Genomic DNA, 23715 nt, shown 5'->3' with positions numbered 1-23715 from the left:
TTTATTCACCAATTTCCAGAATCTGTTTTCCTCCGTAGTATCCACAGTGCAAACAGACTCTGTGGGGTTCTTTAGGCTCACCACAATTTGGACAGATGGAAACAGCCACCTTCATAGGTCTGTAATTCTTCGCTCGTCTGTGGTGAGTTCTGCTCCTCGAACTTTTTTGCTTGGGTACTGCCATGAATATCCCTCCTAAGCAATTATTGATTTTCCTTATTCAAGCTCTCTTTTAGATTATACAACAAAGAATGCCACTTATCCTGTGGCTTTTCAGGAATCTCACAGCTGTGTTGTGGATTTTCGTTTAAATCTGCCCCGCACTCGGGACATAATCCTCTGCAACTTTCTGAACAGAGGACTTTCTGAGGAATCTCAACTATTATAGCCTCAATTATCCTATCTGACAAGTCAAGTATTTCTTCCGTGAGAGGAAAAGTGTTTTCAAGCTCTTCTACAGGACCCTTTTTGGTTTCTTTGAAAAACTTTGAATGGCTAACATATATAGCTTCAACAACTCCATCAATTGGAAGCTTCACTGGCTTGAGGCAACGTGAGCATTGCTCTATTACCGTTGCACTGACTTTCCCGGAAACGATAAGGGAATCCTTTTCCTTATATAGAAAGAGCTCAATCGAAATGGGACCATCACATTGGATTTCGTCAAATGGATTGTCTATGGTGATTTCTAAACTTTTGCTATCCTCAAAGGTGTTGATATCTACAAGAAATTCCCTGACAGATGATTTCACGTTCTCACCGACTTTCAAATTTATTTCAGCGTGCAAATATTACTATAGGGTTATTTCATTAATTGAACGCCTACTTAACAATATAAGAACGAGCGGGTGGAATCGCTTGAGAAACCGAAATGGCGTGAACTTAGAAAAATTGTTGTAAATTGTTGGTTGTACGTAAAAAACCATCTCTACAACTGATGTCCTTTTTCTTTTTAGGAAGTGAGTTATGATACACTGCGAGTAAAAAGCAAAATACTCATCACAATTCTTCTCATCCTCATCCCTCCCTGATTTAGATTATAATATACTCAGTTTGTTGGTTGAGCTCTTGGTTTTGACAATGATGCAGTGGTAGAATATATGCGAATCCTATCGAAAGGGGGGGAAGGCATGAACAAAAAGGAACTTGTAGCCGCGTTAGCGGAACGCGTACAAATCTCAAAAAAAGAAGCCGGCTTGATCCTTGACAGCATTGTAGACATTATTGAAGAAAAGCTCTCCAGGGGTGAAGAAGTCCGACTCGTGGGCTTTGGAACTTTTAAAGTTGTCGAAAGAAAACCGAGGATGGGGGTCAACCCGAGGACGAGAAAACCCATTAAGATCCCCGGTGCAAAAGTACCAAAGTTTGTACCTGGAAAGGAACTCAAGAACAAAGTCAAGTGATCTTCAGGGCGGCTTTGGCCGCCCCTTAATGGAGTGTATATTTTGAAATATATTAGATGGATTTTTGTGTTGAATATCTTCATCATTGTGTTGCTTCTTTTCATTTTCTTGTCGCTTCATCCTCTGAACCTCAAGCAAAGGGGAAAGGGTGTGAGGCTTGGAATTTCTGCTGTATCGGAAGGATTACGGGTTGTCCATGACAGTGATATACTTATGATTATGAATGAGCTTTATGCACTTAATCTCCGGGATTTTTCTATTAACGGAGTTAAGATTGAGCCTTATACCTACGTCAGATGTGTCGGCCCTGTTTTGATGATCAATGAAAAGAAAATTCCCTCTGATTTCATTCAAATAAACATCCTTGGTGATCCGGACTACATAATTTCCGGTCTTTCCTTTCTGATAGAGTCCTTAAAATCGAAAGGGTTCTCTGTGAGTGCCATTGCTTTGGAAGAATTAACTATTCCATAGGGAGATGATATCAGATGATCAGGCTGGTCCCTTTTGTTTCTACTCTTCTTTTGATTTTTCTGCTTTCTGGTTGTTCCGCATGGTGGGTCAGCAGAGGAGAGTTCAGAGATGAGCTCTCAATTGTTGAAAAAAAACTTGACTTCATTACTGAAGAACAGAAGAGACTGAGGAGTGTGGAAGAATCGATAACGGATATATCCAGACAGCTGGAATACCTGACAGGACTGAAAGAACTCGCGGTAGATATTGATGAACTGAAAAGCCTTCAGGACCAGCTAGCTGAGTTGAAAAAGCTTCTTGAATCCAACGCGAATAACATAGAAGAAGGGAACAAACTCTCCGAGCAGATATTCGAAAAACTGGATAAAATTGTCAGTTCAAACCTTCAGGAATTTTTCTTCAAAAAAGAAATTGAAGGATTGAAAGGACAGCTGGAAAGCCTGCAGAGAAGACACGAAACTGACTTCTCATACCTTGAGAATCGCATTGATAAAGTGAATAGTCTTACAGCTACTGATACTTCTTTCGTCTCTATAGATCTGTTCTTGGCCGAAGTGGCTGACATCAGGAGCAGGATTGGACAAAAGGAAATGGAGGTTAAAAGCCCCGAGAGAATCATTTACACGGTCAGAGCTGGAGACACCCTTTGGGATATTGCGAAAGCTTATGGCATAACTGTGGAGGAACTGAAAGTCGCAAACCCTGTAATAAAGGATAGCACCATTTACGTGGGACAGGAAATTACGATTCCCGTCTCGTTGAAGTCTTTGTTGCGCCCTGATATTCTCCAGTCCCATTTCGGCCTTACTTACGATTTCGAGCCGCTTGTGGAGGCAGTAATATCCCCATTTGGGAGTTATGATAAGGGATATGCCAATCCTGGAATTGATCTGAAAGTTCCGCCATCTACGACTGTAAAAGCAATACTCCCAGGACGTGTCGTCCTTGCTGAAAAATTGAACGATGAGTACGGGAATACCGTTGTTATTGACCATGGTGACGGCATGCGTACGGTTTACGGCAAACTCAATAGTATTACCGTGGAAAAGGGGAATTTTGTCCTGGCTGGTGAAACCATCGGTGAAACAGGGAAAGAAACACCGAATCTGCATGTCGAGATATGGATGAATGATATTCCCGTGAACCCGGCAGATCTACTTTTTGAAAACGCTGGGACTTTTACGGTAACCATGTACACCGAATGGGACGATGGAAAAAATCCCACTTCTCCGTCTTTCAAGGTAACAGCCACAGGAAAATACGTCAAAGCGTACAGAACGATTGCAGCGGATCCCGCCGTACTTCCTCCAGGTACAGTTGTGTACATTCCATTCTTTTCAAATGCCCCAAATAAGGGGTTTTTTGTGGTAGAAGACACCGGCAGTGAAATAAAAGGAAAAAGGATAGACGTCTATACTCATGATATTAAAGCTGCTTCGGGATTCAAAGAAGAATTACTGGTTTACGTGGTGAAGAAACCATGAAAGTATTCATCTGGTTAGTTTTGCTCATCGCTTTCGCAGGTAGTATGTTTTCGATGAAAGTGATTTCAAGGCTGGAACTGGGGGCTGCGCCTTTTAAGATCGAAAAGGTCAAGAATATCCACGGGACTTATTATATCGTCCTTTTAAAGGGTACTTCGGAATTGTTGGTGCTTGATTCAGCTTTTAAACCTTTACGCTTTATCGAAGACGTGAAAAACGAAGGACTAAACGATTTCATTATCAATAACGAAAAGCTTTATTGCTTTGGTTTTTTCAGCGGTAGGCTCCTTGTAATTGATATTTCTGGAAGGCCTGCTTCATGGAAGATAAAAAAGAAAGTATCAACGGGCGAAAGGATAATCACCGGTACCTTTCTCGATAAAAGGCTCGGAATTTTGAGTATGGATAAGCGATTCTTAATCATTGACACAGTAAATTTTAAGATAATAAATAAGATAGATCTCCCTGTAGAAGCCCTTAGCATTATTGCAGACAAGCGGTTTTTCTACATTACCCTTTTTTATAACTTCGACCTTGTAAAAAAAATGTTTGAAACAGATTATGGATTGTTTGTAGTAGATGGAGAAGGGAAAATACATAAAAAAATAGTTCTGGGCAGGAGACCTTCATATATTCTGCAGGATTTAAATAATCTGTATGTGGTGAATTATTTAGATGGTACCCTGGATGTGGTATCAAAAGAAAAATTCGAAAGGATAAAACAATACAAACTCGGTAAATTGCCAAACTTTCCAGTTATGGATGGAAGGTACATATGGGTGCCCTGTATCGGAAGTGATAGTATCTATCGAATAGACCTGAATTCAGGTACAATCAGTAATTTTGCAATTAGTGGTTCTGGACCGATAAGGGTTCTAGTAGGTTCTGGAGTTCAATTTGCTTTGAGTGTGATCAGCGGTACCATAGAAAAATTCGATGCATATGGCAAAAGCATAGAATTGTTGGAGCTACACGGCTATCCCATTGATGCAGTCTTAAACGCCAACAAAATCGCTGTTCTGCTACAGGAAGACTGGTTGAACGGTGGTGCGATGGGAACCCTCATCGTTCTGGAACCCTGAAAAAAGAAAGGTCTTTATGCAAAAAATCTTGCATGCAGAGTTCCCTTTGTTGTATAATTGTCCTGAAACAGTTTGTTCATAAACCATAGAATTTAAATCTCTAAGAGGGGGGAAAGTGTATGAAGAAGCTCCTTATCGCAGGTCTGTTATTGCTGAGTGTAGCCCTCATGGCGGTAAATATGCCTGTCCAGTTGCCTCTCTGGATCGATTTCGATACCAGTAAAGTAGAGCCAGTTGGAAGGGCGGAACTTATCAAGTTGCTCTTTGCAGATAATCTTGACCCAATTTTCAATGTCTCCGAATATGGTCTCATTCCTGTTGAAACTGTCGAAGAACTTGCACCGTTTGATCTCTCAGATCCAATTACTCCATATGAACTCCTGGCAATGCTCGTCAAATACTTCGGTCTCGAAAGAGAAGCCATCGAGTATCCGATGAGCGCACCATATGACAACAGCATCAAGACAGAATTCGAAGAGCTCGGTTACAAAGATGGATTTGACTATACAAGGATATGGGGCTATAAAGAAGTCCTTGGTAATCGTGTGAGCCTGAATTATAAAGTCGATTATCTGACAAGGGCCGAGTTCATTAAAGTGCTCATTGACGCTTTTGCTGAGAAGAATAAACCAAACTATGATTATCTCCTGAAAAAGGTTGACGAGCTCAAAAAACTCTACAAGGGATTCAAGAATGCTGAAGAAGCCGCTTACATCTACGTCTTCGAGAATTATTTCCTTGCACCCGGAGAGGATGGAAGAGCTCTTCCTCTGCTGATGTCTGAAGAGCTTTACAACAGGACGGATTTCTTCAACAGGGAATATGATGTACCCGTTAGTAGGTCGGAAGCCTATGCTCTCTTCGCCAAGATAGCTCTTTCACCAGTTAAAACAGCCGAAGAGCTCGGGCTCGAAGTGCCCGTAAGGAACATTCAGAACGTTGTGTCTTACATGAAAAAATACGACGGCCAGCTTGTTTTTGGCGAAGTTGCATTGCCCAAAGACAAAGTCGTTGAAATAGGCATTTTCGATCATGATGCGATAATGGCTATCTGGGAAGAAAACCACAAGGGCGATCCGAAGTTCGAGGAACTCAAAGAAGAATTTGAAGCCAAACTGGCGAATATCAACGATTTCGCCCTGCTTAAGACCGAATCTGGCAAGACATATCTCATGATCGATTCTGCGGATTACGAATACCTATTCCCGAATGGTCCGCTTCCCGCCTTCAAAAAAGTTGCCAAAGACGGTTTTGTTGAAATGTACAAGAGTCTCCCGGACAGCGCACCTTCTAAACCCTACACAAAGACCTGTGAAGCCGAGGTTAGGGAAAGAATAAGTGAAAATTACATAGTAACTTTCAATGCAGTTTGCAAGACAGTTCCACCCTTCGATGAAGAAGAACCCAATGTGAAAGAGGTAAAGGTAGATGTTTCCTCTCTCACTGGGGTCAAGATGATGGTTCACAGCGCCTGGGATGAGAGCAAAACAGCGGTGTTGGATGTAGACAAAGTTTACCCATACGAGCTCATCAGCTTCAAATACAAAGAAGACACCGTTTATGAATGCAAAGAAGCTCTCGATAAAGAAGTCTTCAACGGTGCAGACGTCACATTCTATCCTGTTGCCGCGAGAATACTTTACACAACCGACGAACTCAAAGTTAGCACTCTTGAAGAATTCAAGAATTCCTTTGGTAGCAGTATAATCTCTGCCGATGTCGACGTTCCTGACAGGGTATACGCCATCTTCAACTTTGTCGAAGTTCTAGAAGAGCTTGGTATTCCGAAAGATGCCGTGTTCGTATCGATGCTAAAATTCGAACGCGAGGGTATAGAACCAACTTCCAAGGTTGAAATCACGGAACCTATGCTCCACTACACGTTACTCGGAAGACTCGTGAATGCAAAGTTCACCGAAAAGGATAAGGTGTTCTTCTCCGAATTCACAACTGAGATTTCGCCAGAACCCATGAGGCTCGTCGGTAATGTTTATCTAGTGAAAGAGGGTTCCGAAAAGATTGTGAAGAATTCTGGAATCATTGAAGCCTTGTTTGATTTTTACGATGGACTTCCTGTTGGACTTTCTTCCAACACATACACGGTGCTGCTTGAATACCATGCTGATGATGAAAACCTCAATGAGTTCTTCATCAGGGTAATAAACAAGTAATCGTGATTTCTCTCATTGCGGCCCGCCGGTGGCGGGCTGCTTTTGTTAAAGGGGAGGTGTCAAAATGAAACGCAGTTTAAAGGTCACGATAGGGGTCGCAATATCGCTTGTTGCACTGCTGGTGCTGTTCTATTTTGTTTTCTGGACACCGAGAACGATAACCGTCAGTGCTTTATTCCCGACCGGTGCGACGGGAAATCCAACAATAAAGGCGGTATCGTCAGTTGCTGAAGTAACCCTCAGTAAGAATGAACCTTCTGCGAAATTGAAGGTAAAGCGGAAAGATACAGTGGAATTCAGGACTCTTGAAGGCGTGCTTCTTGATAGGGAAGATGTAACCAAAGACACGAGGGAAATAAAGTTTGGATTTCCTGAGCCTCGGATAAGTGAATTTAACTACATTTTTAGCGAAGATGGAAAGCAGCTCATATTGAACTGGGACGCCATCAGTTCTCCCTATTCTATCGATAGTGTGATTGTGAAAAGAAACGGTACAGTTATCTCCCGAAAAGGAAATTCATACTCGGATGCCATAATTGACTTTCAGGGAAAGACCCTGTCTTATGAACTCATCGTAGGATATAAGTACGGGCCCGTTTATATAGAGAAGTCAGAGGTTCTCACTGTGAAAGTGCCTCTCTTACCTGTAGAAGTGGAAGTAAAAGTAATACTTGATGAAGGTTTAAACGCTGAAAAAGTGCAGGTATTGCTTGACGATACCCCAGTAACGCTCAATGAAAACGGAAAAGCTATTTTCAGCAGAGTCGAGCAGGGTAAACATAGGATAAGTTTAAAATATGACACAATTGAACTCTTCAGTGAAGATGAAATTTTCAGATGGAACGAAGATATTCCCTACCTCTTCGAATTTCCGATATACGCCATTGAGATAAGCGAACTATCCGCTACAAGGAAGGGAGATAGCTTAAAGCTCAGTTGGAAAAGCGACCTGAAGTCTTATCACGAAAAAGACGTGAGTTATCTTCTGAAACTCGGTGCTCTGTCATTCAATTCAACACAGACTTCCTACGAACTAAAGATTCCTGAAGAAACCTCGACTCTTACCATAGTTCCCATGTACAGAGGTGTTCCTTTCGGTCCTGAGAAGGTTCTTAAAGTCATGGGAAAGCCTTTCTTTGAAATAGGTTCGGTTCCTCTTTTTGTTCCTTCCAACGAACTAAAGATAGATTTCAAAGCAAGAAATCTGTCTGAACTCCAGATGGAGCTTGATTCAGGTTCTCCCGTCAACATTGATATCGATAAAGGGTCTGTGACTTTCAAAGATCTCAGTGAAGGTCCGCATTCTATATCGTTCAGGGCTAAAGACCTCTATGGCGAAACACTGATGAAGAACGCTACGTTCACTGTCGACACAACACCACCAAATGAACCGGAAATACTGGAGTACAGGATAGAAGGAAACAGAATAATCGTTGAACTCGGTATAACTTCCGATACGGTTTCCGTGTATGGAGAAGTGCTCGTATCAGATGACACCATATACCACATTGAAACGGAGAGCAATCAGATAGTCTTGCCAGTTCCTGCACCGAATACTGGTTTTACAGGTACGCTTGAATTCTTCCTGACGGCTGTCGACAGAGCAGGTAATGAATCGATGAAAGCTTCATATGAAGTGAAATTAGTAGATTTCGAAAAGATACTGTCGTCCCTCAATTTCGACGTGATACAGAAAGATTACAAACCGATAACCGTCAGAATAGTCAATTCAAAAGCCACAAAGGACGCCTCTGTTACTGTAATCGTCGAAACTCCAAAAGGACAGAATACATTTGTCTACGACCTTTCAAAACCCTTCAACGTACTGGAGCCTATCGAAGGAACATACTTTGGTGATTTGAAAATATCTTATAAAGTAAACACCCTCGGCATAGAATCACCCACTGTCATCGCTACTGAAACGACAGTAGATCTTAAAAATCTGGAAGGCTTCTATGTATATCAAGTTGATGAAGATGGGAAGTTTAGGGTGAGATTCTACCCAGTACCAGACCCCGATGTAAGATACAGAATAAGAAGAAAGCTTCTGGATACTCCCGTGAATCAGGAAATAAAAACAGTCTTACCAGAAGAGGTCAAACTCGATGATGATCCTCCTGTTGTCAAAGATTTCGATTCTCCATTTTCTTTAACGAGTGAAGCAACAATTGAAGTGTGCGTTGAAGTCGAGATTCTCACGGATTACTATAGCTACAAATTCCCTGAAAAGAAGTTAACCCTGTACAAAGGCGCGACCATTCTAACGGGAACTGCCACCACGGCATCCTTTGATGAAAATGCTTACCCGATTCTGATCGCTGAGAACTATGTGATCCCGCAAGGTACGGAAGTTTACATTAAAGGCGATGGCTTGCTTCTTATTCAGGACGGAGCATCGTTTGTGGTGAATGGAAGGCTGGAGATATCTGGTAATAGAGAAGGGGTGCTTTTGAAGAGTGAGTCCGGTAGTGGCATAATGTTGTACGGTGGTGAGCTCAGACTTAAAAACGTACACACATTGGGAAGGAAAGCATCACTCTTCGCCTCCGGCGCAGTACTGAATATCGAAGATAGCTCTTTCCAGGGCACTTCAAACCCTCTGATAATCAAAAATGGCTCATCAGTGCGGCTTATCAATGTAGAACTAAACTCCGTCGGTACAGCTGGTTATATAAGTGATTCAGATAGGTTCGAAGCACATAACGTTAGAATCAATAATTCTTCCAAAGGGTTTATCATATTGAATCCTGATTTTGTGCTTATACAAGGATACCAGGCTAACGAAGGAATAAAGGACATAGGCCTGGAAATCAAAGATTCAGACTCTGAAGAGATTTCACTGGAAGATATTGATATATCATCAAAGCGTTTTGCTTTGAGTCTCGAGAATCTTAAGAAAGTAAGTTTAAGTGGTGCTCATCTGGAAGCCTCCGGTTTTTATGTGATCGCATTGAGCAATATAGAAGAAGCTCAGATCAGTGATGTCTCAGTTACCGGTCTGCTAAAAGAAGGAAGGCCAAACATAGGGTTCTTCATAGCGAGCAGCGGTGGTACATTGAAAAATATATCGGTGAGTTATTGTAAAGGAACAGGGCTTTACATCAACAACCGTTTACTTCCGGCATCGCTTATGAAAACCTACAAAAAACTCTTACCAAAAGAAAAAGAGAACTGGGCACCATTGAGTCTGTATACAGATGCTTCCAATTTCTCTAAGAATGAACTTGATATCTATCTTGAAGGAATTTACAATCTCTACGCCCCGGGGCTCGAGCTCGACCAGCTCAAAATTTATGACTACAGGGTCGATAAGACCTGGTCTAACGAGCTCGGAAAACTATTCCCCAGAGGTAGCGTCATAGTAAAATGAGCATTCAAAAGACGCTCAGATAACGTTCGTAATGATCCGGCGCCACTGTTACAATCCTCTTTGCGGCGCCGGATTTTTTTAGCTTATAAGCTGCTGCAACATTAGCGCCAGAAGATATTCCTACCAGAAGTCCTTCCTTTTTGTGAAGCCAGCGCATTAGCTCAATAGCCTCGTCAGAGCTAACAGTGACTACATCATCAAGAAGGGTCCTATCAAGAACAGCGGGAATGAAACCCGCGCCAATACCCTGAATTTTGTGTTTACCCGGTTTTCCCCCAGAAAGAACAGGGGATTCCTCCGGTTCTACACCATAAATCTTTATTTCCGGCAGCAATCTCTTTAAAATTCTACCGGCACCCGTTATTGTTCCACCAGTGCCTATGCCAGCCACAAAGGCATCTAATGCATAACCGCATTGCTTAAATATTTCTGGACCAGTGGTGAGCTCATGAAAATAGGGATTACCAGGATTCGAAAATTGATCGAGCATTATGGCATCTTTAAGATTAGAGATTATTTCCTGCGCTTTTTCAACGGTCTCTTTCATGCCTCCTGCCGCGCTTGTAAGCACGACTTCAGCCCCTAGCTCTTCCATGACCCTACGCCGCTCTTCACTGACGCTTTCTGGCATAACCAATATCGCCTTATAATTGAATCTGTTTGAGAACATGGCTATGGAAATTCCGGTGTTGCCACTGGTTGGTTCAACGACAGTGGTTCCCTCTCTCAGCTCCCCTCTATTTTTCGCATATAGGAGCATTCCCATGACAGCCCTGTCTTTTACACTGCCGCCCGGGTTGTTCTTTTCCAATTTCAGAAGAATATTACCCGTTGGATCCAGGCTTTTCAGGCTCACAACAGGAGTGTTACCGACTACTGAGGCGATGTTCATAATGCTACCTCCTTCCGAGTTGTTTTTTTTGAACTCTTCGCAGGAATACCAACATATGTCTGTCCCTCCGGTACATGTTCAAGGACAACGCTGTTTGCTCCGATCCTCGCTCGATCACCTATGATGATCGGTCCAAGTATCTTTGCACCTGCACCAATGATCACATCTCTCCCTATATCGGGATGCCTTTTTCCTGAAACTACCCTTCGGCTTCCGAGTGTCACCCCATGGTATATCAGTGTGCCACTACCCACAGAAGCCGTTGAACCTATCACAGTACCTATCCCGTGATCAATAACAACACCAGCCTCAAGTTTTGCTGCAGGGTGAATGTCTATACTATAAGCAACTCGAGTATAATAATGTAATATTTCAGCGAGCCAGAAAAGGTTTAAATTCCACAGCATGTGCGATATTCTATATAGAAAGAGCGCATGATATCCCGCTGAAGTTAAAGCCACATGGGTTCTAGATCTTGCCGCAGGATCCTTTTTCAGATACTCATCAAGGTCTCTTTTAACCGCAAGTACAAGCTTTTTAACCTCGTTTGTGAATTTCTTCATAAGACCACCTCGCTTAATACTACCATTTTCGTCGGATATTACGATGATAAACTGGTTAATTTTGTACCCTTTAGGTAAATCCTATGAGACACTCAAGAAAAATCACGAATAAATTCGTCGGGATTAACTTGATTTTACTGCAACCAACTGTAATATTCGATTGAAATGAAAAGTTCTGCAAAGATTTTTTAGAATCTTTTTACAAATTGCGTATGATAGAATTTATACAAAGGGGGATGAATCATGAGGGGTATTTTATTACTTTTCTTCATTTTTCTCATGAGTGAGATCGCTTTTTCTCTCACCGTGATCCTCGTCGGCATATCACCGGGCATTTCGCTGAACAACTTTCCACCCGTCGAAAGCAGTTACACACCTGACCTCTACGACCTTTTGAGATACCATTCTCTTCCACCCTTTGGTAAGGCAGGATTTAAAATAAACAGTGAGCATCTTGAAGCAGTCATGTTCATAGAAGCAAGACAAGACTTTTCAGCTTTCATGATGGGCAAAGATTTTTCAAATTTCCCCTTTTCTGCTGATTCATGGTTTCCCTTTTTTGACAGCAACTATCCACGAGTTGGATATGCACAATGGAGCAGTAAAGATTTTCTCGTTTCCATAGGCAGGAGAAAATTGAAGTGGGGACCGGCGACATATGACATCGGACTTTCCTCCATACCCATTTATTATGATCACCTGTGGTTACAATTCAATAATGATACTAAATTCGGCAACTTCGAGTACTATTTTTTTGCAATATCAGCAGACAGAAGTGTTTATAGTGCTCCAAAGACTCTTTTTGGGCATAAATGGGGGGTCTCAGGTGATAGCTTTAGATTGAGTTTTGCCGAAGAGAATCTTATATACGGTGTATATCCAGATTTGCAGGACATAGGGCCCTTTATCATTTACCACCACAGTTTTCAATCTCACTCGAACGTTATGTTCTTCATCACAGCAGAAGTTTTGTTGAAGAGTTTTAGGATTTACGGTGAGTTCGGTCTCGACGAATTCAAGCTCCCTACAGAAGGAGAAAACTCCAGACCCACCGCATTCGGCTGGTTGGCCGGCATTGAGTGGAGTTACGGGAAAAGTGGGCCGTCAGAAAGAATCAAAGAGTACCTTGAAGATTTCGTGCTTTCTGAAAGGACTTTTTCAACACGTTCAGAACTAAAGTTAAAATATGAGTTCTATTACACTACACCATACCTGTACAACAGAAATTCTGACATTGGGAAATTTACCTATCCATTCCGATTGAATGTCATGTGGTTCGGTATGTGGCCCGATATTGATTTCTTCTTTGGCTTTCCATATGGTCCCGATGTTTCTCTGCATCTACTCAGTTTTCTGTGGAACAAAGGAAATTTTGAATTCTCTTCACGCTTGGAATTTATGATGATAGGTGATTATGGCATTGACAGCCCATATTATGCACCATATGAGCACGATTGGTATAAACTCGTCGAACCGACAAGAAATTTCATTGTGTTTTCCAATAAATTAAAATATTACCCAAAAGCTGATTGGGGCATATATGCTGGAATATCCATAAGGTTAGCGGATGATGAATTGAGATGGAGGATAAACACAGGCGTAAGTAAAATCTATACCTTCTAAAGGGGGGAATCCAGTGAGGTATGTTTTGATGCTGCTCGTACTTTTAATACCTTTAATTCTACTGGCAAATCTAGCTAACCTCAGCTTCAAAGGTGACGAGGCATATGCACTCTGGAAAGCCAAGCTGTTGCTTGCAGGTGAAGTCCCTTACACGCCAAACACTCCTGTTACCTCAGCTTTTATGGGCGATCGCAAACAATATAAGAGCAACACTGAGGTCTCTTTCAAAACGATCCCACAGCTCACTCTTCATAATTTTGAACCCTTTACTACAAGAGCCGGGTGGTACAATCCATGCGTCCCACTTTATTTGAGGTACAGGTACGATACCCTGTATCCGTGGATGATTCTGAGGTTTGATTCCAATATTGAAAATAACTTAAAAGCAGTAATAAACCTCGATTTCAGAAAGGACTACCGAAGTTACATAAGTCATGGACCTTCGGGAAGCGCCACGCCATTGACGAATTTCCCTGTGGAACTGCTTAAGGGGGACATCAGGGCTCTGGATTTCAGTTTTCCGAGTTTCGGTTATGCAGCGTATTCCAGTAATCATTTTTTCGCGAGCCTTGGACGGTATAAGCTGAGCTGGGGACCGCTAAGAAATGGTTTGACGCTGAGTGACGCCTCAGAATACTACGACAATTTCAGCTCTGCTTTCATTACGCCCATGGGAGCTGGTAGCTTCTCCTATACCTTCAATCTGATCTCTGTGATTCCTCTACTCAGTAGTAGCGAATGGGAAAGGCAGACAAAAGTTTCTGAAGGCAATCCTCACTATTGGGACCTCAATCAAGATCAGGTGTACGCCGAACCATCGAAACTCATTGTAGGACACCGTTTTGACATCAAACCTAATCGCTGGTTGCGGTTCGGGATTGGGGAAATTAACGTCGTTGGAGGTAAACATCCAGACCTTACAGATTTCAACCCCTTCATCGTGTTCCACAATACCTATGGCGAAGGTTTTTCCAACGTTATGATGTCCATAGATTTTTCGATTGTTCCGGCGAAAGGGCTCCAGATCTACGGAGAGTTTACAATGGACGACTTCGCAGGTCCAACAGAAGCCGGTGCCAGAGGGAAACCGAATGCCATGGCATATGGATTAGGTATTGAATATTTTCAGGAAACATCATACGGATTGTTGCGCCTTTCAGGAGAAATTTATCACACGGACACATGGATCTACAACAGATGGCAGCCGCTTTTGAAAATTACGAACAGAACTATAACCAAATCGGAACTTCCCGGTTCCAGAGATGCCAATGAGTATCCTCTGGGTTTTAAATATGGTCCTGACCTCAACGCTTTCTCTTTGTTGTTCGAATGGTTAGCCAACCATATGAATATATCCCTGAAGTTTGAACACTTCACGCAGGGCGAAGTCACCCTCGATACACCGTATTTAAACATGGACGAACCCAGTGATGAGCCAGGAGAATTTACGGACAGGGAATCTTGGAAAGGTCCCGTAGGCGAATTGAAAAAAGCAAACATTGTTACTTTAAAGCTGAAGCATGGTTCTTTCAGGAGTGTGAAGATCGGGACTGATCTTGGCATATATTTTGGAAGCTATTTCGAACAATATACAACCAGGAAATTTACCTTTGAGTTGAGACCATTCATAGAACTGGAATTTTGATCAAAAGAGTGTAATCAATAGAGTTAAAACCACACCAAGCACAAAACCTATAATCAATCCTGTCATGAAGCTTTTATCTGTCCTCCTCTTTTTAAGAGGGGGCTTTTTTTCTTTTTCTTCCCTGTACCAATCCCTATCATATATCCCCATTATTATGTCCCTCCCTAACCACGAATGTTTTCCAATAACGCTTCACAAATATTACCACGGGAATGGCCAGAACAATTCCAAACGCTCCAAAGAGCTCGCTAGAGGCAATCATTGAAAGAAGTATTATGAACCAGTTCAACTTCAACCTTTTTGACATTATTCTCGGAGAAAGAACCCACATTTCCAGCTGATTGGCCACAACGAGGAGCGATATGGATACGATGATACCAATTACGGGATTTTCGTAGCTAGTATATCCCATTACCAGAAGAGGAATCGCAGTAATGATTACTCCTACAAAGGGAATAAGGTTAGTAATCCCCGCAAGAAGGCCCAGAAAAAGTGACTGCTTTATTCCAAAAACGAATGCTCCCAAACCGATGACAGTACCTATGGTCACTGCCACGATCAATTGACCTGTAATATAACCCTGAAAATCTCTGTATACACCCTCAAAAAAATTCACAACCTCTTTTCTTTCACATCTCGGAAAAAAGGTTTCAACCGTCCTTCGCTCGAGAAAACGTCTAGATTTGATGGTTAAAACAGCGGATGCTACAATTAATAGTACTCCAAAAGTGATCCATGAAGCTATGCTTTTACTGATATAAAGACTTACCTGAAGTAAAATATCACCGAGCATAGAACCTGCTTTCCCGAACAGATCCTCGATAAACGTTCCAAAGGGTTCCCTAAATTTGGACGAAAAAGCTTCGATATCGAGAGTTCCGAGACCGGACTGAAAACTCTTCACTCCGTTAATTATTATCGGAATCGCAGTGTACAGGAGGTATACAAAAACGACCACTATTCCAATCAGTGTAAAGGTAGTGAGTAATCTCTTTGAACTACTCTTTTTCACCATTCTAGCAGGTGCAACCATGATCATTCCAAGTATAACACTGAGAGTTATGACTCTCGATGTCATAGGAAAGATGAATAGTGAAGTTATGTAAAAAAAGAAATAACTGAGAATCCACTTTCCCGTTCTGCTCATAACTCCTCCAGCTCAATCAATAGTCTGACGAGCGTTCCCCTCGGTGTCGATTTTTTCCTTATGAGCCTCTTCATCTCAAGGCTCATGAGTGTATCCAGCGCAGTGTTTTTGTTTATTCCAAGAGCCCCAGCCAGTGTTCGGACGCTGATTGTTATTTCTTCCTCCTTCGTAGCACGCTTCAGGTAAATAAGCATCAGCTTTTCAGTAGAAGTTAGGTCCTTTCTTTCAAGTAGCTGTTCGAAGGAGCTTTTATCTTTAGAAAGGTTAACTTTTCTCGTTTTTCTTGTCGGTTTTACGAGCTTTCTTCTGGATTTTTCTTTCCTTCCAAAAAAGTCCTCTTCAAATTCTTTGAGCGCTTCTTCTCTATCGTTTTCATTGTTTCTTACAGTCTGTTTTATCAATGTTGTCAAAGAATCCATATCCAGTTTTCTATTTCTGGACACGCTTTAGCACCTCCAGTGAGAGTCTCTTTAGATCCCTCACAGCTGGAGAGCTTGGAAAAGCCAGCTGTATGGGTTCACTGATTATCTCGGATTTTTGAACGTCCACTGTCCTCCTGATGGGAGGAGTAATGTATGCCTCCCCGTATAAGTCCATAACAGACTTTTCCAGGGCACGTGAAGGTTGTTCGTGCTTGCGGAAATTGTTGATCACTATTCCAAGAAACTCGAGGTTCCGATTGATTCGCTTTTTAACCATTTGGGCTACTCTGAACATTCTATCCAGCCCTTTTAAGGCGTATTTCCCCGGGCTAACAGGAACCAGAAAGAAATCGGCGGTAACAAGCGCGATATTAGTCAGAATCCCGAGATTGGGAGGAGTATCTATTAAAATGAAGTCATAGAAATCTCCCAATCCTGTTTCTTTAAGGTAGTCTTTCAAAGAGAACAGGCTCTGTATGCCATTCCCCATGGATTCAACCCTGTAAAGCTCATCGTTGGATGGAAGTATATCAATAGTGGCAAATCCTTTGTTGACAGACTTTTTTAGAAGGTCAGCATCGAAGCTTTCACCTTCAGAAATAATACTTGCTAGATTTACCTCACCATCTTCATAAGGATCCTGATCCATAGCTATGGTAAGATTTCCAGACGGATCCAGATCAACCAATAGAACCTTGTATCCACCCAGAGCATATTCGTACGCCAAACTGTACGTTAGCGTGGTTTTACCGACTCCACCTTTATGGTTTGTGATTGCAATGACGGGCAAAGGTACCACCTCGGATCAGAGAATTCTTTTTGCGATATCGGCTATTTCCTTTTCGGTAATGGTTTCACCACTTATCACGAGTTCGAGTGTATATCCGAAGATGAAATAAGAAAGCCTAAAGATTACCCGCGAAGTCCTTGACTTTGACATGTGTTTAAGCAGCTCTTCCTTCATTCTTTCCTCGATTTGTGATTTAAAAGAACGCATTATTTCCCTAATCCTTTTGTTCTTCTTGCCATACAACCACAGATAAATGAGGGTAATCAGAACATCTTCGCGTTCTTTACTCAGTTCATTTATGATGTTGAATATAGAACTTATGAAATCCCGCGGTTCAAGGCCTTTACCGAAAAGCGCGTCGATTTTTGGAAGTAAATAATTGTTGATCACATATCTCGAAAGATCGATTAACATACCTTCTTTAGATCTATGATGGTAGTGAATTGCTGCGAGATTTACATCCGCTTCACCCGATACTTTTCTGGTGCTGAGTCCTTCGATCGTTTCTTGAGAGATAACTTTAATGGCAGCTTCCATGATTTTCTTCCTTGTTACTTCACCGCGCATTGTCATCACTCCTTTCAATCATTCGTTCAGTTCAATTATAGCATAATTTTTTATTAAAAATAAAGCCGGGCACCCTGCCCGGCTCTATGATTTAATCATTTTATGGTACTATCTGAGTACCAAAGGAACCATCAAGAGCCCTTTCAACACCTTCCAGGGAGGTGATTATAGCTCTGTGGCCAGTTTTTTCGACAAAATTGACGGCAGCTTCGATCTTGGGATACATACTTCCATGAGCAAAATGACCTTCTTCCATCAATCGTTTGGCATCTTTTACACTCAATTCTTTGAGAGCTTGTTGATTAGATTTCCCAAAATTCACATAGGCATGGTCCACTGCTGTCAGTATCACGAACATCTCTGCACCGATCAATCGTGCAAGCAAAGAAGAAGCTCTATCCTTATCTATAACAGCTTCCACACCTTCCAGCTCTCCAGCATCGTTTACGACCACAGGTATGCCTCCGCCACCGGCAGCCACCAGTACATTGTTGGCTTCCAGAAGCGCTTTAATTGATTCAATCTCGACTACATCCAACGGCATTGGAGATGGGACTACTCTCCTCCATCCCCTACCTGCGTCTTCTTTCATAACCCAGCCTTTACTCTCCTGAAGACTCTTCGCCGTTTCTTCATCATAAAAGGGGCCCACAGGTTTTGTGGGGTTTTTGAAACCAGGATCATCCCTATCCACGATTATCTGAGTCAACACGCAGCTCACCGGTACCCTCAGTTCCCTTCTCTTCAATTCATTCGACAATGTTTGAGTAATAAGGTAACCGATGGATCCCTGTGTCATAGCGTCGTTCACATCTATTGGGAAAGGGGGCAAAGTGTCTTTTGCTATCTCTTGCTGCACCAGAAGATTACCCACCTGCGGTCCGTTCCCATGAGTTATTACGAGATCAAAACCATCTTCAACGAGGTCCGCAAGGTGTTTCACCGTTCCAAGGAGATTGGTTTTCATTACCTCAGCTGTTGGCTTTTCACCAGGTTTGTTCAGGGCGTTACCTCCAATCGCCACCACTATTTTTTTCATTTCAGACCTCCTCACAAAAGCGTTGCTATCATGACGGCTTTAATCGTATGCTTTCTGTTCTCAGCTTCTTCGAAGACTCTGGACTGTGGACCTTCGATAACATCACGAGTAACTTCGTTACCTTTGACAGCCGGTAGACAGTGCAGGAAGATTGTGTCCTTTCTACCAGTCGAATCCATAAGCTCCTGATTTACCTGATATGGACGTAATAAAGCTATCCTTTCCTTGAGTTTTTCCTCTTCTCCCATCGAAGCCCAGACATCTGTATAAATTGCATCCGCATCTTTTACAGCAATTTTTGGGTCATCGGTTATTTCGATGATGGCACCTGTATTATCAGCAATTCTTTTACATTCACTCACAAGCTCTTCTGATGGCCAGAGCTCTTTTGGGCCACAAGCTACATAATGCAATCCCATTTTTGCGGAGCCTATCATCAAGGAATTGGCAACATTGTTTCTCGAATCTCCCATATAAACGAGCTTTCTGCCTCTCAAAGAACCGAAGTGTTCTTCGATAGTCATGAAATCTGCAAGGATCTGGGTTGGATGATAAAGATCCGTCAGACCATTGTAGACAGGTATTCCAGACCATTTTGCAAGTGTCTCCGCCGTTTCTTGCTTAAAACCTCTGAAAGCTATTGCATCGAACATTCTGCCGAGCACTCTCGCGGTATCTTCCAGATCTTCCTTAACCCCTAGATGAATGTCATCCTTAGAGAGAAACACTGGATGTCCGCCTTCCTCGCCAAAGGCTGTTTCAAAGGCTGTCCTTGTTCTGGTTGATCTCTTCTCAAAGATAATCGCAAGAGTTTTCCCCAAAAACCTTTGAGTTATGATTCCCGTTCTTTTTTCTGCCTTTACCTGTTTAGCGATATCAATCAGGTACCTGATCTCATCAGTTGTGAAATCGAGAAGGGTCAAAAAGCTTTTACCTTTCAGGTTTACCGCCATAGCCACGCCTCCTTTTGAAAAACGTCATTACAATGATACCTGAGAGTTCATATCCTTTCAAACACTATCTAACCCGGAGAAATCAATGTAAGGACTTAAATACCCGTTCTGTGGTAAAATATCTGAGCCTCTTGCAATGGATTTATCAGGCATTTTTTCTGTTCTTTTCGAGAATTGACTTAATGTAAACTATACAAAAACATTACGATGATAAACTCCATTATGATGTACAAAAGAAAATAAGATAATCGATATAGGAGGTGTGCTATGCTTCGACATTTGGTTGAGAAACTCGTAAGAGAATCGATTGAAAGACTCGAGATTGAAGAAATCCCTCCGTTCAAAGTGGAAATTCCTGATGTGAAATTCGGAGATTATTCCACAAACGCTGCTTTTCTATTGGCAAAATACCTCAAGAAGAACCCTCGCGAAATAGCTGTGGAGCTTTCCGCCGAAATAAAGAAAGATATCAGCGTCAAAAATGTCACGGTTGCTGGTCCAGGTTTTATAAATATAGAACTTGCTGATGAAATTTACCTCAAAAGTGTTGAGGAACTCGATAGAAACAGGGGGTTCTGGAAGCTGGAACCTGAAATCGCTGTTCAATTCGAATTTGGAAGTGCGAACCCGACTGGACCCTTTACTATAGGGCACGGGAGACAACTCGTCTATGGTGATGTGCTTTGCAGAATATTTTCAGCCAGAGGATATCGGGTTCAGAGAGAGATGTACATCAACGATGCGGGAAGGCAGATACGGCTTCTGGGACGTTCACTCTGGGTCAGGTACAATCAACTCTTTGGAATGGAAGTTTCATTACCTGAAGATGGTTATCAGGGCGAATACCTGATAGAAATCGCGAAAGAAATTCAAAGTGAATTTAATGATAGATTTGTGGGGATCTGGGATGAAGAAGTCCATGAATTCTTTTCCAATTTCGCATTAAACAAAATGCTTGATAGCATGAAAGAAACGCTAAATAAACTGGATGTCAAATTCGATAGCCAATTCAGCGAAAAAAGCCTTGTCGCTGACGGTACAGTGGATAGAGTACTTAAAATCCTGAAAAACAGAGATCTCCTATACGAAAAAGACGGAGCATTGTGGTTCAAAGTTTCTCGTTTCGTCGATGATAAAGACAAGGTCGTTGTTCGTTCAGACGGAACGCACACTTACTTTCTTACCGATATTGCTTACCACCTAAATAAATATGAAAGGGGATTCCAAAGAGCCTTCGATATATGGGGTTCTGATCACATGGGTCACATTCCCAGAATGAAAGCTGCACTCGTTGCCCTCGGTGTTCCTGAAGATTTTCTTCAGGTCATAATACACCAGTACGTGAACATCAAACAGGGTGGTGAAGTGGTGAAAATGTCAACTAGAAAAGGGACGTTCTCGACTCTCGACGAATTACTCGAAGCTGCGGGTGTCGATGCCACCAGATACTTCTTTGCGATGTTTGATCCGGATACACACATGCTCTTTGATCTCGATCTTGCAAAGAAAAAGAGCAACGAAAATCCCGTGTTTTACGTTCAATATGCTCATGCAAGGATAAGTAGCATTTTCAGGACAGCCATGGATAAGGGAATTACTATGAAAGAGATTCCGTTAAATTACGAATTTGCAATTGAGGAAAAGAATCTTATCAAATTGGTTTTTGACTTTCCAGCGATCCTCGATTCTATCATTGAGGATTTCAAAGTAAACAGACTGACAAATTATCTGGAAACTCTAGCGGCGACATTCCACGCTTTCTACAATAAGCATCTCGTTGTTGATCCTGAGAATCCGGGCAGATCTTCACTGAGGCTAAAGCTATGTGAGATAACCCGAAACATCATTGCAGATGGCCTGCAACTTCTTGGTGTCAGTGCGCCGGAATCCATGTGAATCCGTATGGAACAGAAATTACTCGTTGAAAAGCTTGTGGCCGGGGGAGTTTCCCTGGCGAGGAACGACGACGGAAAAGTTATTTTCCTAACAGGAGGTTATCCTGGAGAATTAATAAGAGCAAGAAGACTCAATACAAAAAGAGACTTCGAACTCTGGGAACCTGTTGAAATTTTAAAGGAATCTCCTTTCAGAAGGAGAAAGTTGTGTGGTAGCTTTCCTAGCTGTGGCGGATGCGATTGGCAGGATCTTGAGTATCAGGAGCAATTGAAATGGAAAAAGATAATAGTCGAGGAACAGTTCAGACGCATTGCAAAAATCGAGGTCGTGATACCCGATGTGGTTCCCTCTCGTGAAAAACATTATAGAAACAAAATGGAGTATGTTGCATTTCACTCTTCCGGAGAACTCAATCTGGGATTGAAAAGGAAAGCTTCCGATAGACCTGTTCAACTTGATGGCTGTGTACTCGGCAACGTACCATTTGAAGATCTGAGGAAGCGATTCCAGAGATTATTAAACGAGCACTCTGTAAAGCCTTACAACACTAAAACAAAAACTGGAAATCTGAAACACGTGATATTGAGGAAAAGCAGTCGGGACGAAATCATGGCCATCCTGATAACGAAAAAAAGCGAGTTCCTGGAACTTCGACCAATTGAAAAGCGTATAAAAAGCGAGATTCCACAGGTGAATTCACTTATACACGTCCACAATAGTAGAGACGATGTAAACCTTAGAGGCCCCTATAGGGTGCTCTATGGCGAACCGGTGCTTACGGAAGAAATCGACGGTATACTTTATCAGATTCCACCGACTTCTTTTTTTCAGGTTAATACCTGGATTGCGAGAAAGATACTGCATTACGTTAGTGGGGTACTTTCAGAGAGAAAACATTCAAACTTACTCGACCTGTTTTCGGGTGTAGGCCTATTCTCTCTTTATCTGGCTGAATCATTCGAGAGTGTCCTTGCTGTAGAAAATTCCGCTGTTTCTGTAAAAGCCTTTGAATCAAATGCTCGGATCAATCAACTCGAAAATGTGAGAGTTTTGAAAGAAAATGTTGCGAGTTTTCTCAAAAAAGCCCATGGAAAGTATGATGTTGTCTTCATCGATCCTCCCCGAAGTGGCGTTGGTAAACCTATAACAATGATTACCAGGCTAAAACCCTCGATACTTGTTTATATCTCCTGTAACCCAACGACACTCGCCCGGGATATCAGCTATCTTATGAGATCTGGTTTCCGCATTGAAGATATAAGGGCTTTCGACATGTTCCCGCAGACTCATCATCTCGAAACAATCGTGATTCTCAAACACCCACTGAGCTTATAAGGCTACATAATTCTCTTAGCATATGTCCGTTGGAAAAAATCATTTTTTCAGTATTCCAGGGTCCGATATCCTTTCCATTCCAGTCTGTTACCCTTCCGCCGGCTTCCTTCAATATGATATAGGCAGCAGCAATGTCCCAGATATTCAACCTATAACCTATAAAAGCCTCAGAAAAACCAGCGGCAACAAAGGCGGCTTGTAATGCCGCTGTTCCAAGAACCCTCATACGTCTGACATTAGTATGAAGCAAATTCAACAGTTCTACGGAACGCAGAGTGGTAGTTCCGACGGTTACAAGGCTTTCTGAAATTTCATCTCTGTTTGAAACCCTTATTCTGGAGCTATTAAGAAAGGCTCCCTCCCCTTTGTATGCGCCGTAAAGGTCGCCTGTTTCGGGTAAGTAGATCAACCCGAATACTGGTTCGGTCCTTTCGTAAAAAGCCAGAGATATGCAATAAAGAGGCAGTCTATGGGCAAAGTTCGCTGTACCGTCTATCGGGTCGAGAACCCAAGTGGCGCTTGTTGGTTCTACGTCGGATAACCCTTCTTCTTCTGCCAGGACAACATCGCTGCTGAATTTTGCTTTGATTTCTTTGACGAACTTCTGCTGAATTTCGAGATCAAATTGAGTAACGATATCGAGTTCGCTGCTCTTATAACTTATAATCCTATCTATATTCTGCTTGAACTTTAACTCTTTGCCAATATCTTTGATCAGTTGCATGGCAAAACTGAATCTCTGTTTTGACATCTGTTCACCTCCCAATAGATGATACCATCACGGAAAAAATATTGTCAGGTTTTGTATCGGGGCTGAACTGTGATAAAATTTTCTAGAACAGCAGTTTACGCAACATAG

22 protein-coding genes are annotated in these 23715 nt (G+C 42.1%); 10 read left to right on the top strand and 12 right to left on the bottom strand.

Going from position 1 to position 23715, the window contains the following annotated elements; all coding sequences use genetic code 11:
* Window position 1: 1 nt before the first annotated feature.
* Together rpmF and IX53_RS04250 are read right to left on the bottom strand one after the other, a co-directional pair.
* The gene (gene rpmF / locus IX53_RS04255; protein ID WP_047754287.1) at window positions 2-184 is read right to left on the bottom strand and encodes a 50S ribosomal protein L32; all 183 of its coding nucleotides are present in this window, start codon (window positions 182-184) and stop codon (window positions 2-4) included.
* 19 nt (window positions 185-203) lie between these two features.
* Window positions 204-788 carry a YceD family protein gene (locus tag IX53_RS04250; protein ID WP_245612761.1) on the bottom strand — a complete coding sequence of 195 codons (585 nt, stop codon included), beginning with the start codon at window positions 786-788 and terminating at the stop codon, window positions 204-206.
* A 342-nt stretch (window positions 789-1130) separates the two neighbouring features.
* Between IX53_RS04250 and IX53_RS04245 the strand changes: the two genes are divergently transcribed.
* The 6 genes from IX53_RS04245 to IX53_RS04220 all read left to right on the top strand — a co-directional run bounded on the left by IX53_RS04245 (window position 1131) and on the right by IX53_RS04220 (window position 9984).
* Window positions 1131-1403 carry an HU family DNA-binding protein gene (locus IX53_RS04245; protein ID WP_047754285.1) on the top strand — a complete coding sequence of 91 codons (273 nt, stop codon included), beginning with the start codon at window positions 1131-1133 and terminating at the stop codon, window positions 1401-1403.
* Between the two features lie 42 nt (window positions 1404-1445).
* Complete coding sequence (locus IX53_RS04240) at window positions 1446-1877, top strand: DUF881 domain-containing protein (RefSeq protein ID WP_053001176.1); 432 nt, start codon at window positions 1446-1448, stop codon at window positions 1875-1877.
* 14 nt (window positions 1878-1891) lie between these two features.
* Window positions 1892-3361: a peptidoglycan DD-metalloendopeptidase family protein gene (locus IX53_RS04235; protein WP_053001175.1), complete on the top strand. Its 1470-nt coding sequence runs from the start codon at window positions 1892-1894 to the stop codon at window positions 3359-3361.
* Window positions 3358-4443 carry a YncE family protein gene (locus IX53_RS04230; RefSeq protein ID WP_047754284.1) on the top strand — a complete coding sequence of 362 codons (1086 nt, stop codon included), beginning with the start codon at window positions 3358-3360 and terminating at the stop codon, window positions 4441-4443. Before IX53_RS04235 ends, IX53_RS04230 begins: the two co-directional genes overlap by 4 nt.
* A 119-nt stretch (window positions 4444-4562) precedes the next feature.
* Entirely contained in the window at window positions 4563-6614 is a 2052-nt protein-coding gene (locus IX53_RS04225) for a hypothetical protein (RefSeq protein WP_047754283.1), read from the top strand.
* 64 nt (window positions 6615-6678) lie between these two features.
* Complete coding sequence (locus IX53_RS04220) at window positions 6679-9984, top strand: MBL fold metallo-hydrolase (protein WP_047754282.1); 3306 nt, start codon at window positions 6679-6681, stop codon at window positions 9982-9984.
* Between the two features lie 4 nt (window positions 9985-9988).
* Here IX53_RS04220 and cysK read toward each other — a convergent pair whose 3' ends face one another.
* Complete coding sequence (cysK, locus tag IX53_RS04215) at window positions 9989-10876, bottom strand: cysteine synthase A (RefSeq protein ID WP_047754281.1); 888 nt, start codon at window positions 10874-10876, stop codon at window positions 9989-9991.
* Window positions 10873-11439: a serine O-acetyltransferase gene (cysE, locus tag IX53_RS04210; protein WP_047754280.1), complete on the bottom strand. Its 567-nt coding sequence runs from the start codon at window positions 11437-11439 to the stop codon at window positions 10873-10875. The genes cysK and cysE overlap by 4 nt, the downstream gene beginning before the upstream one ends.
* A gap of 243 nt (window positions 11440-11682) precedes the next feature.
* On the opposite strand from cysE, the gene IX53_RS04205 reads away from it, so the two are divergent.
* Window positions 11683-13062 (top strand): hypothetical protein, encoded by a 1380-nt coding sequence (locus IX53_RS04205; RefSeq protein WP_053001174.1) that lies wholly within the window; start codon window positions 11683-11685, stop codon window positions 13060-13062.
* A gap of 13 nt (window positions 13063-13075) precedes the next feature.
* A complete protein-coding gene (locus tag IX53_RS04200) occupies window positions 13076-14707 on the top strand; it encodes a capsule assembly Wzi family protein (RefSeq protein WP_053001173.1) in 1632 nt (543 codons plus the stop codon).
* Here IX53_RS04200 and IX53_RS10885 read toward each other — a convergent pair whose 3' ends face one another.
* The 7 genes from IX53_RS10885 to argF form a co-directional block, all read right to left on the bottom strand.
* The gene (locus IX53_RS10885; protein WP_156173099.1) at window positions 14708-14857 is read right to left on the bottom strand and encodes a hypothetical protein; all 150 of its coding nucleotides are present in this window, start codon (window positions 14855-14857) and stop codon (window positions 14708-14710) included.
* Window positions 14844-15854, bottom strand: a complete 1011-nt coding sequence (locus IX53_RS10515) for an AI-2E family transporter (protein WP_053001172.1) — start codon at window positions 15852-15854, stop codon at window positions 14844-14846. Before IX53_RS10515 ends, IX53_RS10885 begins: the two co-directional genes overlap by 14 nt.
* Window positions 15851-16297, bottom strand: a complete 447-nt coding sequence (locus tag IX53_RS04190) for a LexA family transcriptional regulator (protein WP_047754279.1) — start codon at window positions 16295-16297, stop codon at window positions 15851-15853. The genes IX53_RS10515 and IX53_RS04190 overlap by 4 nt, the downstream gene beginning before the upstream one ends.
* On the bottom strand, window positions 16284-17066 hold the full coding sequence (locus IX53_RS04185; protein WP_053001171.1) for a ParA family protein: 783 nt from the start codon (window positions 17064-17066) through the stop codon (window positions 16284-16286). Before IX53_RS04185 ends, IX53_RS04190 begins: the two co-directional genes overlap by 14 nt.
* Before the next feature lie 15 nt (window positions 17067-17081).
* Entirely contained in the window at window positions 17082-17633 is a 552-nt protein-coding gene (locus IX53_RS04180; protein WP_047754278.1) for a TetR/AcrR family transcriptional regulator, read from the bottom strand.
* Between the two features lie 100 nt (window positions 17634-17733).
* On the bottom strand, window positions 17734-18672 hold the full coding sequence (gene arcC, locus IX53_RS04175; RefSeq protein ID WP_047754277.1) for a carbamate kinase: 939 nt from the start codon (window positions 18670-18672) through the stop codon (window positions 17734-17736).
* A gap of 11 nt (window positions 18673-18683) precedes the next feature.
* Window positions 18684-19625: an ornithine carbamoyltransferase gene (gene argF / locus IX53_RS04170; RefSeq protein WP_047754276.1), complete on the bottom strand. Its 942-nt coding sequence runs from the start codon at window positions 19623-19625 to the stop codon at window positions 18684-18686.
* Between the two features lie 267 nt (window positions 19626-19892).
* Here argF and argS point away from each other — a divergent pair, with 267 nt between their 5' ends.
* Together argS and rlmD are read left to right on the top strand one after the other, a co-directional pair.
* The gene (gene argS / locus IX53_RS04165) at window positions 19893-21521 is read left to right on the top strand and encodes an arginine--tRNA ligase (RefSeq protein ID WP_047754275.1); all 1629 of its coding nucleotides are present in this window, start codon (window positions 19893-19895) and stop codon (window positions 21519-21521) included.
* A gap of 6 nt (window positions 21522-21527) precedes the next feature.
* The gene (rlmD, locus tag IX53_RS04160) at window positions 21528-22856 is read left to right on the top strand and encodes a 23S rRNA (uracil(1939)-C(5))-methyltransferase RlmD (protein WP_047754274.1); all 1329 of its coding nucleotides are present in this window, start codon (window positions 21528-21530) and stop codon (window positions 22854-22856) included.
* Here the strand turns inward: rlmD and IX53_RS04155 are convergent.
* A complete protein-coding gene (locus tag IX53_RS04155) occupies window positions 22834-23607 on the bottom strand; it encodes an inositol monophosphatase family protein (RefSeq protein WP_047754273.1) in 774 nt (257 codons plus the stop codon). The genes rlmD and IX53_RS04155 overlap by 23 nt on opposite strands.
* Window positions 23608-23715 lie beyond the last annotated feature (108 nt).

Origin of the sequence: Kosmotoga pacifica (assembly GCF_001027025.1) — a bacterium.
Lineage (GTDB): Bacteria > Thermotogota > Thermotogae > Petrotogales > Kosmotogaceae > Kosmotoga_B > Kosmotoga_B pacifica.
The sequence above is the reverse complement of the archived record's forward strand: the minus strand, read 5'-3'. Positions and strand labels throughout refer to the sequence as shown.